The 14909-nt window shown below is 69.4% G+C and carries 14 protein-coding genes; 7 read left to right on the forward strand and 7 right to left on the reverse strand.

Annotated elements, in window-relative coordinates:
• The 3 genes from VGD44_RS11720 to VGD44_RS11730 all read left to right on the forward strand — a co-directional run.
• The coding region (locus tag VGD44_RS11720; RefSeq protein ID WP_331087138.1) for a hypothetical protein at positions 1-276 on the forward strand (276 nt) is incomplete at its 5' end.
• Between the two features lie 72 nt (positions 277-348).
• Entirely contained in the window at positions 349-1356 is a 1008-nt protein-coding gene (locus VGD44_RS11725) for an NAD-dependent epimerase (RefSeq protein ID WP_331087140.1), read from the forward strand.
• 2 nt (positions 1357-1358) lie between these two features.
• On the forward strand, positions 1359-2117 hold the full coding sequence (locus tag VGD44_RS11730; RefSeq protein WP_331087142.1) for a class I SAM-dependent methyltransferase: 759 nt from the start codon (positions 1359-1361) through the stop codon (positions 2115-2117).
• Between the two features lie 8 nt (positions 2118-2125).
• On the opposite strand, the gene VGD44_RS11735 is transcribed toward VGD44_RS11730, so the two are convergent.
• The 4 genes from VGD44_RS11735 to VGD44_RS11750 all read right to left on the reverse strand — a co-directional run bounded on the left by VGD44_RS11735 (position 2126) and on the right by VGD44_RS11750 (position 6099).
• On the reverse strand, positions 2126-2638 hold the full coding sequence (locus tag VGD44_RS11735; protein WP_331087144.1) for a hypothetical protein: 513 nt from the start codon (positions 2636-2638) through the stop codon (positions 2126-2128).
• Positions 2639-2700: 62 nt separating this feature from the next.
• Positions 2701-3936, reverse strand: coding sequence for a Xaa-Pro peptidase family protein (locus VGD44_RS11740; protein WP_331087146.1), 1236 nt, complete (start codon positions 3934-3936; stop codon positions 2701-2703).
• Between the two features lie 55 nt (positions 3937-3991).
• Positions 3992-4468: a Rid family hydrolase gene (locus tag VGD44_RS11745; RefSeq protein WP_331087148.1), complete on the reverse strand. Its 477-nt coding sequence runs from the start codon at positions 4466-4468 to the stop codon at positions 3992-3994.
• A 26-nt stretch (positions 4469-4494) separates the two neighbouring features.
• On the reverse strand, positions 4495-6099 hold the full coding sequence (locus tag VGD44_RS11750; protein WP_331087150.1) for a flavin monoamine oxidase family protein: 1605 nt from the start codon (positions 6097-6099) through the stop codon (positions 4495-4497).
• Positions 6100-6493: 394 nt separating this feature from the next.
• Here VGD44_RS11750 and VGD44_RS11755 point away from each other — a divergent pair, with 394 nt between their 5' ends.
• Positions 6494-9004: a TonB-dependent receptor plug domain-containing protein gene (locus VGD44_RS11755; RefSeq protein WP_331087152.1), complete on the forward strand. Its 2511-nt coding sequence runs from the start codon at positions 6494-6496 to the stop codon at positions 9002-9004.
• A 223-nt stretch (positions 9005-9227) separates the two neighbouring features.
• On the opposite strand, the gene VGD44_RS11760 is transcribed toward VGD44_RS11755, so the two are convergent.
• From VGD44_RS11760 to VGD44_RS11770, 3 genes are all read right to left on the reverse strand, one after another.
• Entirely contained in the window at positions 9228-10517 is a 1290-nt protein-coding gene (locus tag VGD44_RS11760) for a nucleotide sugar dehydrogenase (protein WP_331087154.1), read from the reverse strand.
• Positions 10518-10527: 10 nt separating this feature from the next.
• Entirely contained in the window at positions 10528-12618 is a 2091-nt protein-coding gene (locus VGD44_RS11765; protein ID WP_331087156.1) for an AGE family epimerase/isomerase, read from the reverse strand.
• Positions 12619-12836: 218 nt separating this feature from the next.
• Entirely contained in the window at positions 12837-12998 is a 162-nt protein-coding gene (locus VGD44_RS11770; RefSeq protein WP_331087158.1) for a hypothetical protein, read from the reverse strand.
• 149 nt (positions 12999-13147) lie between these two features.
• On the opposite strand from VGD44_RS11770, the gene VGD44_RS11775 reads away from it, so the two are divergent.
• The 3 genes from VGD44_RS11775 to VGD44_RS11785 all read left to right on the forward strand — a co-directional run bounded on the left by VGD44_RS11775 (position 13148) and on the right by VGD44_RS11785 (position 14908).
• Positions 13148-13834, forward strand: a complete 687-nt coding sequence (locus VGD44_RS11775; protein WP_331087160.1) for an exopolysaccharide biosynthesis polyprenyl glycosylphosphotransferase — start codon at positions 13148-13150, stop codon at positions 13832-13834.
• Between the two features lie 155 nt (positions 13835-13989).
• Positions 13990-14220, forward strand: coding sequence for a hypothetical protein (locus VGD44_RS11780; protein ID WP_331087162.1), 231 nt, complete (start codon positions 13990-13992; stop codon positions 14218-14220).
• Positions 14213-14908: a sugar transferase gene (locus tag VGD44_RS11785; RefSeq protein WP_331087164.1), complete on the forward strand. Its 696-nt coding sequence runs from the start codon at positions 14213-14215 to the stop codon at positions 14906-14908. Before VGD44_RS11780 ends, VGD44_RS11785 begins: the two co-directional genes overlap by 8 nt.
• Position 14909 lies beyond the last annotated feature (1 nt).

Here is a 14909-nt window from a genome sequence, read left to right on the forward strand (position 1 = left end):
GCCATCGCCGCCGAAGACATCGCCGACCGCAAGCGCGCGCCCTGGGCCATCGTGAGCCTGCTGGCCGGGGCCGGCGTGTTCCTGAAGGCGTTCGTCGTCCGCGGCGGCTGGCGCGAGGGCCGGATGGGGCTCCTGGTCGCCACGCTCTCGGCCACCTTCCCGCTGCTGGCCCAGATGCGGGCCGCCGACGTGACCGAGGCCCGCAAGGCTGCCGTCGCCGCCGAAGCCGCCGCCCGCGTCTCGCGGCTGCGCGACGTTCGCTACGGCACGCGCTGACCTTAAGGCCCTTGCAACCCGGACGCCGCTAGGCCCACACCTGCGCACCCCGTGCAGAGTGAGGCGACACGTTTGGCGATCCTGGTCACCGGCTCGGCCGGCTTCATCGGCTTCCACCTGAGCCGCCGCCTGCTGGAGCGGGGCGACGAGGTCGTAGGCCTCGACAGCATGAACGCCTATTACGACCCCACGCTCAAGGCCGCCCGGCTGGCGATCCTCCAGGGCCACAAGGGCTACCGGCACGTCCAGCTCGACCTTGCGGACCGGGAGCGCATGCCAGCCGTCTTCGCCGAGACGAAGCCGACCCACGTGGTCAACCTGGCGGCGCAGGCCGGCGTCCGCTACAGCCTGGAGAGCCCCGAGACCTATGTGGACGCCAATGTCGTGGGCTTCCTCAACATTCTGGAGGGCTGCCGCGCCCACCCGCCGCAGCATCTGGTCTTCGCCTCGACCAGCTCGATCTACGGCAACCACGCCAACCTGCCGTTCAGCGTCCACGACGCCGCGACCCACCCGATCACGCTCTACTCGGCCAGCAAGGCCGCCAACGAGGCCATGGCCCACGCCTACGCCCACCTGTTCGGCATCCCCGCGACCGGCTTCCGGTTCTTCACCGTCTACGGCCCCTGGGGCCGACCTGACATGGCGCTCTTCAAGTTCACCGACGCGATCCTGAAGGGCCAGCCGATCGAGGTGTACGGCCAGGGCCAGATGCAGCGCGACTTCACCTATGTGGACGACATCGTCGACGGCCTGGTCGCCGCCCTCGACCGCCCGCCCGCTCCGAACCCCGACTGGGACGCCGCCAATCCCGACCCGGCCACCAGCGCCGCGCCCTGGCGCATGCTCAACCTGGGCGCCGGCCGCCGCGAGGAGCTGATGCGCTACATCGAGGTGCTCGAGGAGAAGCTGGGCCGGAAGGCCGAGATCAGGTTCCTGCCCATGCAGGCCGGCGACGTCACCGCCACCGAAGCCGACACCGCCGAGACCCGCGCCGTCCTCGACTACGCCCCCTCCACCTCCATCGAGACGGGCGTCGGCCGGTTCGTCGACTGGTATCGCGAGTACTACGGGGTCTGACGGTGGACTTCTCCGACCCGGCCCAGCGGGCCGCCTTCTTCGCGGTTCACTGCGACATGCCGCGGGAGGGGCCTGGCGATCGGGCGTCGGTGGTCAGGGCGCTGCAGCTGGCCGGTCCGCTGCCCGCCCGACCGGACGTCCTCGACCTCGCCTGCGGTCCCGGCGGCCAGACACTCGACCTTGCAGAACTCCTGCCCGGGGCGCAGATCACCGCGCTGGACGGCTACCAGCCGTTCCTCCACGACCTGGAAGGGCGCGCCCGAGCGGCCGGCGTTCTCGACCGCATCTCCATTGCGCGCGGCGACATGGCTCGCTTGCCCTACCCGCCGCAGAGCTTCGACCTGGTCTGGTGCGAGGGCGCGGCCTACATCGTGGGCTTCGACACCGCCCTGGCTGCCTGGAAGCCGCTCCTGCGTCCCGGCGGAGTCCTGGCGCTCACCGAGCCGGTCTGGCTGAAGTCCGATCCGCCCGAGCCCGTCCGCGCCTGCTGGGCGGAATATCCGGCCATGGAAGACGTAGCGTCTGCGCGCCGCCGCGCCGAAGCTCACGGCTACCAGATTGCGGGCGCCTTCGTGCTCTCGGACGCCGCTTGGTGGACGAACTACTACGGCCCGCTCGAAACCCGACTCGAAGCCGCCACCGCCCGCTTGGCCGGTGACCCCGTCGCCGAAGCCGTGCTGGCCGAGATCCGCGACGAGATCGAGTGCCGCCGCGTCTACCCGGACGATTACGGCTATCTGTTCCTGGTGTTGCGAGCCTAGGCGGGCCCCTACTTCGCCGGCCCGCGGGTCACGTACTTGAACTTGACGGTCGGCTTCCACTCACCGCCGTTCAGGGCCCTCGTCTGTTCGAAGAGGAAACCGGGCCCGGCGGCGTTTGGCGTAATGACGCTGCGGGTCTGCGCGAACCCCTGGGCGGTCTGGCGCTCACCCAGAAACACGAGTCCGCCGGTCTCCGTAGGATAGCCGGTCTCGGTGCGGCTCCCGCCGGTACTGGAGTAGTGCAAGTAGGTGTACGTCCTGGCGCGGCTGGAGAAGCCCAGCACGCTCACGCTGTGGAACGTCTTGCCGTCTTCCACTTCGGTAGCGTGGCACACGACGAACGAGCGGTCGTGGTACCATTCGCAGTCCTCGCGGAACGCGCCCTCCATCCCCTCGATGGTCCAGTTCTGGGCGAAAAGCGCCAGCCGCGCCTCGACCTCGGGCGGGTGAACTCCTGCCGCGGCCGGACCGCCCGCCAGGATCGCAATACCCACCACGACGGGAACGCCACGCCACGCCATCGCCTGATCCTCCAGCCCGACCGCAGCCTAGAACTGGAAAGTCACACGCGCCAAGGCGGTGCCTAGACCGGCCTCTCGATCGACACCGACGGCTGCGAGAACCACTTCGGCCCCGTCTCCGTCATGTGGAAGCAGTCCTCCAGCCGGATACCGAACTCGCCCGGGATGTAGATGCCAGGCTCATCCGAGAAGCACATGCCGGGCGCCAGCTTCGTCATCTCGCCGCGCACCAGGTTCACCGGCTCGTGGCCGTCCATGCCGATGCCGTGGCCGGTGCGGTGGGACAGGCCGGGCAGCTTGTAGTCGGGGCCGTAGCCAAGGGAGACGTAGTAGTCGCGCGCCGAGGCGTCGACGCTGTGACAGGTCGCGCCCAGCTTGGCCGCCGCGAAGGCGAGCTCCTGGCCGCGCTTCATCTCGTTCCAGACCTTGCGCTGCCGCGCGGTGGCCTCGCCGAACACGAAGGTGCGAGAGATGTCGGACTGGTAGCCCCGGAACGTGCAGCCGCAGTCCATCAGCACCACCTCGCCCGGCTTCACCGCCTGCGGCTTGCCGGAGCCGTGCGGGTAGGCGGACGCCTCGCCCAGCAGGATCAGTTCGAACTCCGGCTCGCCGCCCAAGGCCGCCGTGGCGCGGTTCATCATCGCCCCGATGTCCTGCGGCCGCATGCCGGCCTCGATCTTCGGGATGGTCGCCTTGTAGGCCGCGATGGTGATGTCGCTGGCCCGTTGCATCAGCGCGATCTCGGGCGCGGTCTTGATCATCCGGCAGCCGCGAACCACCGGCGCGCCGTTCTTGAGCGTGGCGGTGGGCAGGTTCTTCTTCAGTCCGTCGACGATGAAGTAGCGGTTGGTCTCTTCGATTCCGACCGCGGCCGAGCCCAGCTTCCTGTCCTTCAGCCAGCCCGCGACGATCGCGGTCGCGTCCTCGTGCTCCTGCCAGGTGCGCACCTCGGCGTTCACGCCCAGGCTCTCGCGCACCGACGGCTCCTCGAAGTAGGGCGTGACGATGCACACCTCGCCGTCGGCTGGGATCAGGGCGCAAGTCAGCCGCTCGCTGCGGCTCCAGCGCACGCCGGTGAAGTAGATGAGGCTGGAACCGGGCTCGACCAGCAGCGCGACGAAGCCCAGCTCGCGCATCAGCTTCTGCGCCTTGGCGATCCGCGCTTCGCGCTCGGCCCGCCCGATCGGCGGCGGCGCGTCGGCCAACGGCGCAAGCTCCTGCGTCCAGCCGAAACCCGGCGCGGCGCCCGCGCCCACGAAACCCGCAGCGCTGAGCGCCAGGAAGTTGCGTCGATCCATGGCGCGCAAGCTCGCGCGACTCCGGCCAAGTCTCAAGCCGGCGGCTGTTGCGGCCTTACGGCTTCTTCGCCGCCTGGACCTCGATCTCTGCGTACATGCCCGGCCGCACCAGCGCGGCCACCTGCGAGGTGATGCGCGCCGGCTTGTTCTTCAGCGAACCGTAGACGGCGTTGTAGCTCTCCATCATGCCGGCGAAGTCCATTCCGCCGCCCTTGGCCGGGTCGCCGACCAGCAGGACGCGCATCATCACGACGTCCTCCCAGCCGTAACCCTGGGCCGCGAGGATGGCGCCGATCTTCTTCAGCACGCTGGCCACCTGGGTCTTGGTGTCGCCGAACGGCGTCGCCGCCGGCGCGCCCGCCACGACATCGGGCGTGATGCCGCTGACGTAGAGCATCTCGGACCCGGCCGGCACCTTCACCGCCGAGGAGATGAAGCCGTTGCTCGGATTGATGTGGGTGTTCTGCGCGCTGGCGGCGCCGGCGGCGAGCGCAAGGGCGGCCACGGCGGCCGGAAGCAGCAGGTTACGCATTCGGTTCTCCCCTCGGGTGATGTTCGTCAGGCCGCCGGCCGCGCGCCGCGGCGTTCCGCCACCGACTGTGACACGCGCGATGCGATCAGGCCTAGGGTCCGCTGCGCCGAAAGCACGGCGCCTTCCTGCCAGCCCGGCATCTGCGAGAGGTGCGCGCCCGAGAAGTAGACCCGCCCGTGCGGCTCGTTCAGCAGGCGGTAGGCGGGGTCGTCCAGGTGGCCCTCCTGGCCGCCGCGGCCGTTCCAGGCGGGCCAGGGACCCAGGTTGAACGGGATCTTGCTCCAGTTGACCACGACCGGATGGGCGAGCTCGCCCTCGTGTCCCGGATGCAGTCGGCCCACGACCCCGCGGGCGATCGCCACCTGTTCCTCCAGCGGCCGCGCCGCGAAGCCCTCGGCGTTCGGGCCCGAGCCGTAGCAGGCCAGCAGCATGCCGCGCGCCGTGTGCAGATCGTTCGACGGGTACCAGACCAGGCCGGTGTCCCCGCCCACGAACGAGATGCCGCCGTAGATCTGCTGCTTCTCCCAGAACCGCGGCGCGTCGAAGCCGATCTTGTTCGAAAAATCGTAGGGCACGCTCGCGATGGCGGTCTTCACCGGCTTGTCGAAGTTGGTGTCCACCTTCGCCAGGATGTTGAGCGGCAAGGTCACGATGGCGAAGTCGGCCCGGGTGGCCTGGCTCGTCCCGCTCGTGCGGTCGCGCCAGGCCACCTCCACACCCGCCGCACCCTGGCGGATCTGCAGGACTTCGGCGTTGAGGATCAGCGGGCTCCGGATCGCCCGCTGGAAGCCCGCGGCGATCCGGTCCATGCCGCCCACCGGCTGGAACATGGTCGCCTGCATGTAAACCATGTCCTCGAACAGGGTCGCGCGGAGCTGCTCGTTGGCCAGCAATTCCTTCAGCGGCAGCGGGTCGCGGCCCTTGCCGAACTGCGAAGCCGCGCCCGGCAATTGGGCGAAGCCCGACCGCTCGGTGCCCTTGAACGCCATGCTGTCGTCGAGGTCGCCATAGGCCTTGAGGAAGGGCAGCAGCCGCTCCTTGTCCTCGAGCGTCAGCTCCTGGTCGAGCGCGCCCTTGTTCAGCGCCTTGGCCAGCAGCTCGGAGATATAGCCCCGGGTGTCGTTCACCCCCTGGCGCATCTGGATCGGCCGGCCGCCGTTCGAGCCCGCCGACCAGAAATAGGCACTGCGGCTGGAGTTGATCTCCACTTCCAGCGGCACGCCCAGCCGGTCGCAGTAGCCGAGGAGGCCGGTGTGGTGGCTCGGGATGCGGGCCGGCCCGGCGTTCATGTAGAGGCCGTCCGAGAAGCCGACCGTCTGGGTCGCCTCCCCCACCATCTCGATCTTGTCGCCCGACCGCAGCGTCCAGTTGCGCCCGCCGACCCGGCCGCGCGCCTCCAGCACCGTGACGTCAAACCCGGCGCGTTCCAGCTCGTAAGCGGCGGTGAGGCCGGCGATGCCCGCGCCCAGCACCACCACGCGCTTGCCCGCGCCCAGGTTGGCCGGCAGCGCCAGTGGACCCGCCCTCGCCGGCACGGCCATCAGGCCCAGGCTCACCATCGCCGAATAGGTCGCCGCATAGCCGCCCGCCGCCCCGATGCGCTGCAGGAAACCCCGACGACTGACACCCATGGCCCGCTCCGAACTCCACCGCGCCCGCCCAGCGGCGAACGGCTTCAGTCCAACCGCCGCGCCCTTCGCTGACAAGCCAAACGGCGAGCAATTGGGCAGCTCCCACGCATCCTGCGATGAGATGGGGCACGCATTGCGCAACAATTCGACAACTGACGGCTCCGTCAATTCGACTAACACGCGTATTCCTCAGCCATGCCGATTCTACACATCCGCCGGTTACAATATTCGTGCTGATATTTGCATCTCTCGCGCTGACATATTGGTCACCACACAGGCGTCAGATCCGTCGATAACTTGCTTTTGTTGACGCGTCCCCGGACGCGGCGCGCTGTCGGCCGGTTCGAGGGGAGACGTCGCGAAGGGCCCAACATCGAAAAACGAGGGGTCCACTTTGAAAAGCAAGTTCCTGGGCGCGAGCGCGCTCATCCTGGGCGTCGCCATGGCGGGCGGCGCCTGGGCGGCCGACGGCGATGCGGCGGCCGGCGTCGCCGAGCTCGACGCGATCATCGTCACCGGCACCCGCACGACCGGCCTGCGCGCCGTCGACAGCCCGGCGCCGATCACGGTTCTGGACGCCACGGCCCTGCAGCGCGTCGGCCAGACCGACCTGATCCAGGCGATCGCCCAGAACGTGCCGTCGTTCAACGCGCAGGCGTTCGGCGGCGACACCGCCAACCTGACGCTCTCGGCCAAGCTGCGCGGCCTTTCGCCCAACCACGCCCTGGTCCTGATCAACGGCAAGCGCCGCCACGGCACCGCCAACCTCGCGGTGCTGGGCGGACCGTTCCAGGGCGGGGCCACGGCGGACCTCAACTTCGTTCCGCTGGCCGGCGTCAGCCACATCGAGGTGCTTCAGGAAGGCGCTGCCGCCCAGTACGGCACCGACGCCATCGCGGGCGTCATCAACATCATACTGAAGGATCAGTCCGAGGGCGGGTCGGTGATCGCCTCCGGCGGCAAGTATATGAGCGGCGGCGGCGACACCTTCGACCTGAGCGCCAACGTGGGCTTCTCACCTTTCGAGAGCGCCTACCTGAATCTCACCTTCGACGGGCGCTATCACGACTACACGTTCCGTGGCGATGTGGACCCCCGGGCGATCAACACCCCATTCAACATCAATTCCAGCTCGCGGCTGTCGCGTTATCCGCAGCTCGCGAACCACCCCGACTATCCGTACGTGAACAACATCCCGGGGGACGCCGAGTACCGGCTGTACATTGGCTCGTACAACTTCGGTTACGAGTTCACGAACGGCGTCGAACTCTATTCCTTCGGCACCTACGGCAGAAAGTTCGGCCAGGCCTGGGAAAACTGGCGGGTGCCGAACCTCGTGGTCGGGCGCGACGGCTCCATCCCGCGCCCGCTCGGCTTCCAGCCGCGCGAGGCCCTGATCGAGGATGACTACGCCGCCACCTTCGGCGTCAGGGGCAAGGCCGGCGAATGGAGCTGGGACCTGGCCACGACCTACGGCAAGGACTCGATCGACATCGAGACCCGCAACTCGATCAACCGCTCGCTCTATATCGACACCTCGACGGCGACGACGCCGGGCTTCTCGCCCACCGACTTCTACGACGGCTCGTTCATCTCCAGCCAGTGGACCAGCCAGGTCGACGTGGCGCGTGAGTTCGACATCGGGCAGGCCGGCCCGATGAACCTCGCCTTCGGCGCGGAGTACCGGGAGGACAAGTACCAGATCAAACCCGGCGACGAGGCCTCGCGCTACAAGGAAGGCGGCCAGTCGTTCCCCGGCTTCGCCCTCACCGACGCCGGCAAGCACAGCCGCCACAGCTATGCCGCCTACGTCAACGTGGCGCTCCAGCCGACCGAGCCGCTCAAGGTCGACCTCGCCACCCGTTACGAGCACTTCAGCGACTTCGGCGACACCATCGTCTTCAAGGGCACCGGCCGCTACGACTTCAACGACATGTTCGCGGTCCGCGGCACCGCCAGCACCGGCTTCCGGGCTCCCACGCTGGCGGAGTCGTTCTACTCGGCCACTAACGTGTCGCCGACCGCGGCGTTCGTGCAGCTTCCGCCGAACTCGGCAGCCGCGCGCCTGATCGGCGTTGACGGCCTCGATGCCGAGAAGTCGCGGAACTTCAGCGTCGGATTCGTCGCCCACCCCGGTTACGGCGTCACCGCGACCCTCGACCTCTACCAGATCACAGTGAAGGACCGCATCGTCGGCTCCGGCTCGCTGTTCGGGTCGGGCGGGACGGTCAACATTCCTGCGGTGCGGAACGCCATCGTCGCCAACGGCAACGTCCTCGACCCGACGGTGACAATCACCGGCATCACCATCTTCACCAACGGCCTCAACACGCGCACGCGCGGCGCCGAGTTCGTGCTCACCTCAACGACCGACTTCGAAGGCTGGGGTTCGGTGCAGTGGTCCCTGATCGCCAACTACAACGATACCGAGGTCACCAAGATCGCGGCCCCGCCGGCCGAGTTGACGGGCGCCTCGCTCTTCGACCTTTCCGCCATCTCCAATCTGGAAACGGCCTCGCCGAAGTATCGCCTGGTCGCGGGGGCCCTCTGGACCTGGGACAAACTGACCGTGAGCCTCAAGGAGTCGCTCTACGGTCCCGCCTCCGCCTACTCCAGCCGCACGGGCTGCCCACTGGTCACGCCAGTGGTCCCGACCTGCTACAAAACGAAGATCAAGGCGGCGGTGATCACGGACCTCGAGGTCAGCTACAAGGTGCTGGAGTCGGTGAAACTGACCGTCGGAGCGAACAACCTGTTCAACACCTACCCTGATCGGATCAATGCGTTCCTGCGGGACGAGTATTTCCGCAACAACTCCAACGCCTTCGTCACCCAGTATCCCACCTTCTCGTCGTTCGGCATCAACGGCGGCTACTACTACAGCAAACTCACCGTCACCTTCTGAGGTGCGGAGCCCAAACGCGAGGCCGCGGAGCACCCGCGGCCTCAGCCGGCGACTCAAAAAGAACGCCGCGCCCTTGCAGGCGCGGCGAGTCAGGGAGGAAACGCCCCGAAGGGCAGGTCCGGAATAGTCCAGCTTGTGGGCAGCCTCCAGTGACGGTTCCATGAACGCGCCGCGGTGACGGCTGGCGCCCGGCGGTTGGGCGCCCCGCCCATCGAGCGGGCAGCTAGAGCCGCAAATCCGAGGCGTCCTTCGGCAGGGCAGACTTCACGTCGAACAGCACCGCCTCCGGCTTGCCGAAGCCGCGGATAGCCTCCGGCCCCAGCGCCTGGAACTCGCGGTGCGCCACAGCCAGCACAACGCCGTCGTAGGCCGCCGCGGCCGGGGCGGTGATCAGCGACACGCCGTACTCGTGCTCGGCCTCGGCCGCGGGGATCCAGGGGTCCCAGACGTCGACGGCGGCGCCGTACTCCTCGAGCTCGCGGACGATGTCGATCACGCGCGTGTTGCGCAGGTCGGGCGTGTTCTCCTTGAACGCCAGGCCCATCACCAGCACGCGGGCGCCCTTCACCAGCACGCCACGTAGAATCATTTGCTTGACCAGCTCGCGGGCCACGTAGCCGCCCATGCCGTCGTTGATGCGCCGCCCGGCCAGGATCACCTCGGGCCGATAGCCGACGGCCTCGGCCTTGTGGGTGAGATAGTAAGGGTCGACGCCGATGCAGTGGCCGCCGACCAGCCCCGGTCGGAAGTTCAGGAAGTTCCACTTGGTGGCCGCCGCCGCCAGCACCTCCTCGGTGTCGACTCCGAGGCGGCGGAAAATCAGGGCGAACTCGTTGATCAGGGCGATGTTCAGGTCGCGCTGGGTGTTCTCGATCACCTTCGCGGCCTCGGCCACCTTGATGGAGCTGGCGCGGTGGGTGCCGGCGCGGACCACTGAGGCGTAGAGGGCGTCGACGAACTCGGCGGCCCCCGGCGTCGATCCCGCCGTCACCTTCACGATGTCGGCCAGGCGGTGGTTCGGGTCGCCGGGGTTGGCCCGCTCGGGGCTGTAGCCGGCGAAGAAGTCGCGGTTGAACTCCAAGCCCGAGACCTGCGCCACCACCGGCACGCAGTCCTCCTCGGTCGCGCCCGGGTAGACGGTGGATTCGTAGATCACCACGCCACCCTTGCCGATCGCGCCGCCCACGGTGCGACTGGCCGCCAACAGGGCCGAGAGATCGGGCCGCTTGTGGTCGTCGATGGGCGTGGGCACCGTCACCACGAAGACGTTGCAGCCCGACAGCGCCGCCGGATCGTCGCTGAAGGACAGGCGCGCGGCGGCCTTCAGCGCCTCGCGAGCCACTTCGAGGGTGCGGTCCTCGCCGCGCGAGAGCTCGGCCACCCGCTCGGCGCTGAGGTCGAAGCCCACCACATCGTGCCCGGCCGCGAACGCCACCGCCAACGGCAGGCCGACGTAGCCCAGGCCGATCACGGCGATCCTCGCCGGCGCGTTCGCGAACGGGTTCTGCACCATCAGCCGCGCTCTAGCATGGTTCGCCGGCGAACCGCGTCAGTTCGCGGATCGCGAGGTAGAGGTGGTACAGCGAGGTGGCCGGCGACGGCTGCTCGAGGAAGCCGCCCTGGGCGTCCATGCGCTCGCGCCAGACCCCGCGGACAGGCGTGTCGAGGAAGTGGGCGATGCTGTTCGCCGCCTCCAGCGCCGCCGCCGTCTCGCCCAGCGCCAGCGCCGCCTTCAAGTGCTCGGTCTGGGCCCAGAGGCGCGCGCCCGGGTCGCGGACGGTGAGGTCCTCGTACAGCGCATTGACGATCACGCCGCTGCCGGCGTCGAACCCGCGCCGCCCCACGTCGAACAGCCGCCGCGCCGCCGCCTGGGTCCGGGGTTCCGGACGTTGCGAGAGCAGCCAGGCCCACTCCAGCTGATGCCCGGGCTCGATCAGGCCCGCGGCGCCCGTGAGCGGCCGCCAGTCGGCGTCGAAGAACTCGTGCAGCGACCCCGACGCAGGATCAATGAACCGGTCGAGCGCGAGCCCCGCCACCTCGTCGGCGAGCCTGGCCCAAATGGGGTCGCCGTCCGCCTCGCCGCAGGTCAGGGCCGCCTCCAGCAGATGCATGTGCGCGTTGGCCTGGAAGGGATGGTCGCCCGCCTCCCGGAAGCCGCCGGCCGGATGACGGAACGCGTCCAGGCGGCCGACCAGGGACTGTGCGTCCTCGTCACGGCGCAGCGCGGACAGCGCGAGCAGCAGGAAGGCGTGCTCGTAGAGCCGCGGCTCGGGTTCGGTTAGTCCGCCGGCGGGATCGAGGGTCGTCGCGTAGAGGCCATCGTCGCGGCGCGCATGGCCCTCGAACCAGGCGAAGCCGGCCGAAGCCGTCGCGGCCCAGGGCCCCGGCAAACCCTCGGCGGCAGCCCTCGCGAACACAAAGGCCTGGCGCGCCTGCACGCGGGCGCGGCGTCGGGGATCGTGCGGCCGCCCGTCCCACGTCAGGGCCTCGCGGAAGCCGCCCGTCGCCGTGTCGACGCCGACCGTCGCCCAGAGCGGCAACGCCGCGGTCCGCAGCCACGCGTCGAGCCAGCCCGCCGCGTCGGCGAGGCTCGCGAACCGGCCGCCCGCCATGCCAGCCGCGTCCCGCACCGCCTGGGCATGGTCGAGGTCGCACACCAGCACGGCGTCCGGCTCGGCGATCACTCCCAGCCGCGTCGCGCCCACCACGGCGACCTGCATTCCCGGCGCGGCCCGCACCAGAACCCGGCTCGAGCCGGGGGCGCGGGCAGCGCCCGTCAGCACATTGCCCGCCGGATCCGGCGACGCTGCGGCCAGGACGGCGTCCCACGCACCCAGGTCCGACCAGGCGAAGTCCACCGGCAGCACCGCTCCGCGGTCGGTCCGCTCCATGACTGCCCGGTCGAAGGCGACCTTCGGCGCCCTGGACAGCGCCGCGCCCAGCCGGACCACGCCGTCCGCCACAGCCGCCTCGTCCAGCGCCGCGCCGACGGCGTCGGCGATCTCGGGCGCCCAGCGGCGCAACTCGTCGAGGAACGTCGCCGCCCGGGCCACGAACATCCCGCCATTCCAGAGCGCGCCGGCCTCGACCAGCGCCATCGCGCCCTCCGCGTCCGGCTTTTCGTCGAAGGCCGCGATGGGCTTCACCTTCCCGTCGCCTGGGCCCGGCTGGATGTAGCCCAGCGCCGTCGAGGCCGAAGCGGGCCGCAGGCCCAATGTGACGATCGCGCCGGCCTGCGCTGCGTCCAGCGTGTCGGCGATCGCGGCGCGGAAGGCGGTCGCGTCGGGAATGTGATGATCGGCCGGCAGGATGAGCACAACGGCCTCGGGATCGAGCGCCGCGGCCCAGCCCGCCGCCGCGGCGATGGCGGCGGCCGTGTCGCGGCCCTCGGGCTCCAGGATCATCGTCGCTTTGACGGCCAGGGCGGCGAGCTGGCCAGAGATCAGGCCCTCATGCGCCGCGCCGCCCAGCACGGCGAGCGGGCCGAGCCCTTGGGCGCGCAACGCTGTTTCCTGCAAGCCGGAGCGATCGCCCACCAGCGGCACGAACGGTTTGGGCCGCCACGGCCGCGAGGCCGGCCACAGCCGCGCGCCCGAACCGCCGCACAGGATCACGGGATAGACGGGCGTCGGGATGGACAGGTCCTCCGCGCGCCCTTAGCGGCGCGACGCACCTCACCTAGCGCCCCGCCCGCGCCACCGCAAACGCGCGCCGTCCGCCCGTCGCTCGGCGAACGCGGTTGATTGACCCCGGCGGGGCCGGACGGGTAAAACAAGGCTAACTAGCGGGGCTGCGAAGGGTTTTCTCGACGCCGCTGCCGCCGCGTCATCGCCTAGGCCAGAAGCGCCCGCAGGCTGATGCCGATGACGGTCCACAAGCCCACCGACGCGCAGGCGCCGATGGTGAGGCCTACGCCGATGGGAAGGCGTCGGACTGGGCGGGCCTCGACGGCGGCGGTGCGCGCAATCAGGTCGACCGACACGTCGGACGGCATGGTACTTCTCCGGCGTCGCCCAATTCTGGGGCGGTGTCACATTTAGTACCGACGAGCGTGAACAGTTCGTTTGGGAAGATGGCTAACGAGTGGTGGGCTGGTAGCGGGGGCGTCCGGTCGTAGTTGGGTAGGTTGGGGCGTTGCTGCGTATGACGGATGTCGCCGCCAGGACGATCGGTCCAGCGCCGCAGGCGGAAGAGCCTGTGGTCGCGTCCGAGTCGCCGGCCGCGGCCGTCCATGACGTCGCCGAGAGCTGGGGCAAACGGGCCGTCGACATCGTCGGCGCGGCGCTGGCGCTCCTGGTCTTCCTGCCCCTGCTCTGCTGCATCGCGCTGGCCGTGCGCCTCGAATCCCCCGGCCCGGTGATCTTCAAGCAGCGGCGCACCGGCCATCGGGGCCGCATCTTCACGATCTACAAGTTCCGCACCATGACGGTGACCGAGGACTGCGGGAACGTCCGCCAAGCCACTCGCAACGACGCCCGCGTCACCGCCATCGGCGGCCTGCTGCGCAAGCTCAGCCTCGACGAGTTGCCCCAGTTCCTGAACGTGCTGAGGGGCGACATGTCCATGGTCGGGCCGCGCCCCCACGCGCTGGCCCACGACGACTACTACGCCGAGTTGATCCCCACCTACGGCGACCGCTTCCGGACCAAGCCTGGCCTGACGGGCCTCGCCCAGGTGAACGGCCTGCGCGGCGAGATCCAGGACCTGCGGTGCATGCGCGACCGGGTCGCCGCCGACAACCTCTACATCGAGAGCTGGTCGCTGGGGCTGGACATCGCGATCCTGGCCAAGACGGCGCTGATCATATTCCGTGATCCGCAGGCCTATTGAGGCGCCGGCGCAACGCCGGTCACAAATCGTCAACCCTGCTTGCAACCGAACGGGCGTCTTCTGCGAATATAGCTGGGATCACTCGCAACGGCTCCGGGAACCGTGGCGCGGCTCTTGCTCCGGCAAGGGCGTGATCCACGGGACCGTCGGGGAAGATGTCCGGAATTGAAACGCGGTTCGCAGCGGAAGATGACGCGGAGCAGATCCGCGCGGCGTTCTACGGCTTCGTTGGCCGACACGCCGACGTCGTCGACGGCCCCGCCCACATCCGAACCGAGTTCGACGTGCGAGGCGCCCACCTGCTCGTGCGCCTCTGGAGCGCCGAAGCCATGGACGCCTTCCTCCACGGACTTGGCCGGCCCGACCGACGGCTCTGTTATGAGTAAGCTGTCCGAGTTCCGGACCCACTCGGAAGCTTCGAACTGGACGCCTCAGGGGCGGCCGCGGCCGCCCGCGCCGGCGGCCCAGTCCCCCATGGCCGTGGCTGTCAGCCGCCGCAAGCGCGCCTTCGACATCGTCATGTCGGGCGGCGCCCTGCTCTTCTTCCTGCCGCTGCTCCTGACCGTCGCGCTTCTGATCCGGCTGGAAAGCCCCGGCCGGGCCCTGTTCCGCCAGCGCCGCACCGGCCTCAACGGCGTGATCTTCACGGTCTTCAAGTTCCGCACGATGACCGTCGCCGAGGACGGCGACGCGATCCAGCAGGCGACCCAGGGCGACCGGCGCGTCACGGCGCTGGGCGCGGTCCTGCGCAAGTTCTCCATCGACGAGCTGCCGCAACTGCTCAACGTGCTGCGGGGCGAGATGTCGCTGATCGGCCCTCGGCCGCACGCCGTCGCGCATGACGAGATCTGGGGCGAGCAGGCGCCGGGCTACAGCCGCCGCTTCCGCGCCAAGCCCGGCCTCACCGGCTACGCCGCGGTCTGCGGGTACCGCGGCGAGGTGAGGGACCTGCAGGCCATCATCGACCGCGTCCAGGCGGACAACGAGTACATCGACACCTGGTCGTTCGCCCTGGACATGAAGATCCTATGGCGGACCATCCCGCTCGTGTTCACGGACACCAACGCCTACTGAC

The organism is Phenylobacterium sp. (assembly GCF_036402295.1).
In the GTDB taxonomy this organism is placed as follows: Bacteria; Pseudomonadota; Alphaproteobacteria; order Caulobacterales; family Caulobacteraceae; genus Phenylobacterium.

Coding starts and splice junctions, on each gene's coding strand:
- VGD44_RS11735 (WP_331087144.1), bottom strand. CDS start 2,638: ATGGCGTGGCGTGGCGTTCCCGTCGTGGTGGGTATTGCGATCCTGGCG.
- VGD44_RS11740 (WP_331087146.1), bottom strand. CDS start 3,936: ATGGATCGACGCAACTTCCTGGCGCTCAGCGCTGCGGGTTTCGTGGGC.
- VGD44_RS11745 (WP_331087148.1), bottom strand. CDS start 4,468: ATGCGTAACCTGCTGCTTCCGGCCGCCGTGGCCGCCCTTGCGCTCGCC.
- VGD44_RS11750 (WP_331087150.1), bottom strand. CDS start 6,099: ATGGGTGTCAGTCGTCGGGGTTTCCTGCAGCGCATCGGGGCGGCGGGC.
- VGD44_RS11760 (WP_331087154.1), bottom strand. CDS start 10,517: ATGGTGCAGAACCCGTTCGCGAACGCGCCGGCGAGGATCGCCGTGATC.
- VGD44_RS11770 (WP_331087158.1), bottom strand. CDS start 12,998: ATGCCGTCCGACGTGTCGGTCGACCTGATTGCGCGCACCGCCGCCGTC.
- VGD44_RS11775 (WP_331087160.1), top strand. CDS start 13,148: ATGACGGATGTCGCCGCCAGGACGATCGGTCCAGCGCCGCAGGCGGAA.
- VGD44_RS11780 (WP_331087162.1), top strand. CDS start 13,990: ATGTCCGGAATTGAAACGCGGTTCGCAGCGGAAGATGACGCGGAGCAG.
- VGD44_RS11785 (WP_331087164.1), top strand. CDS start 14,213: ATGAGTAAGCTGTCCGAGTTCCGGACCCACTCGGAAGCTTCGAACTGG.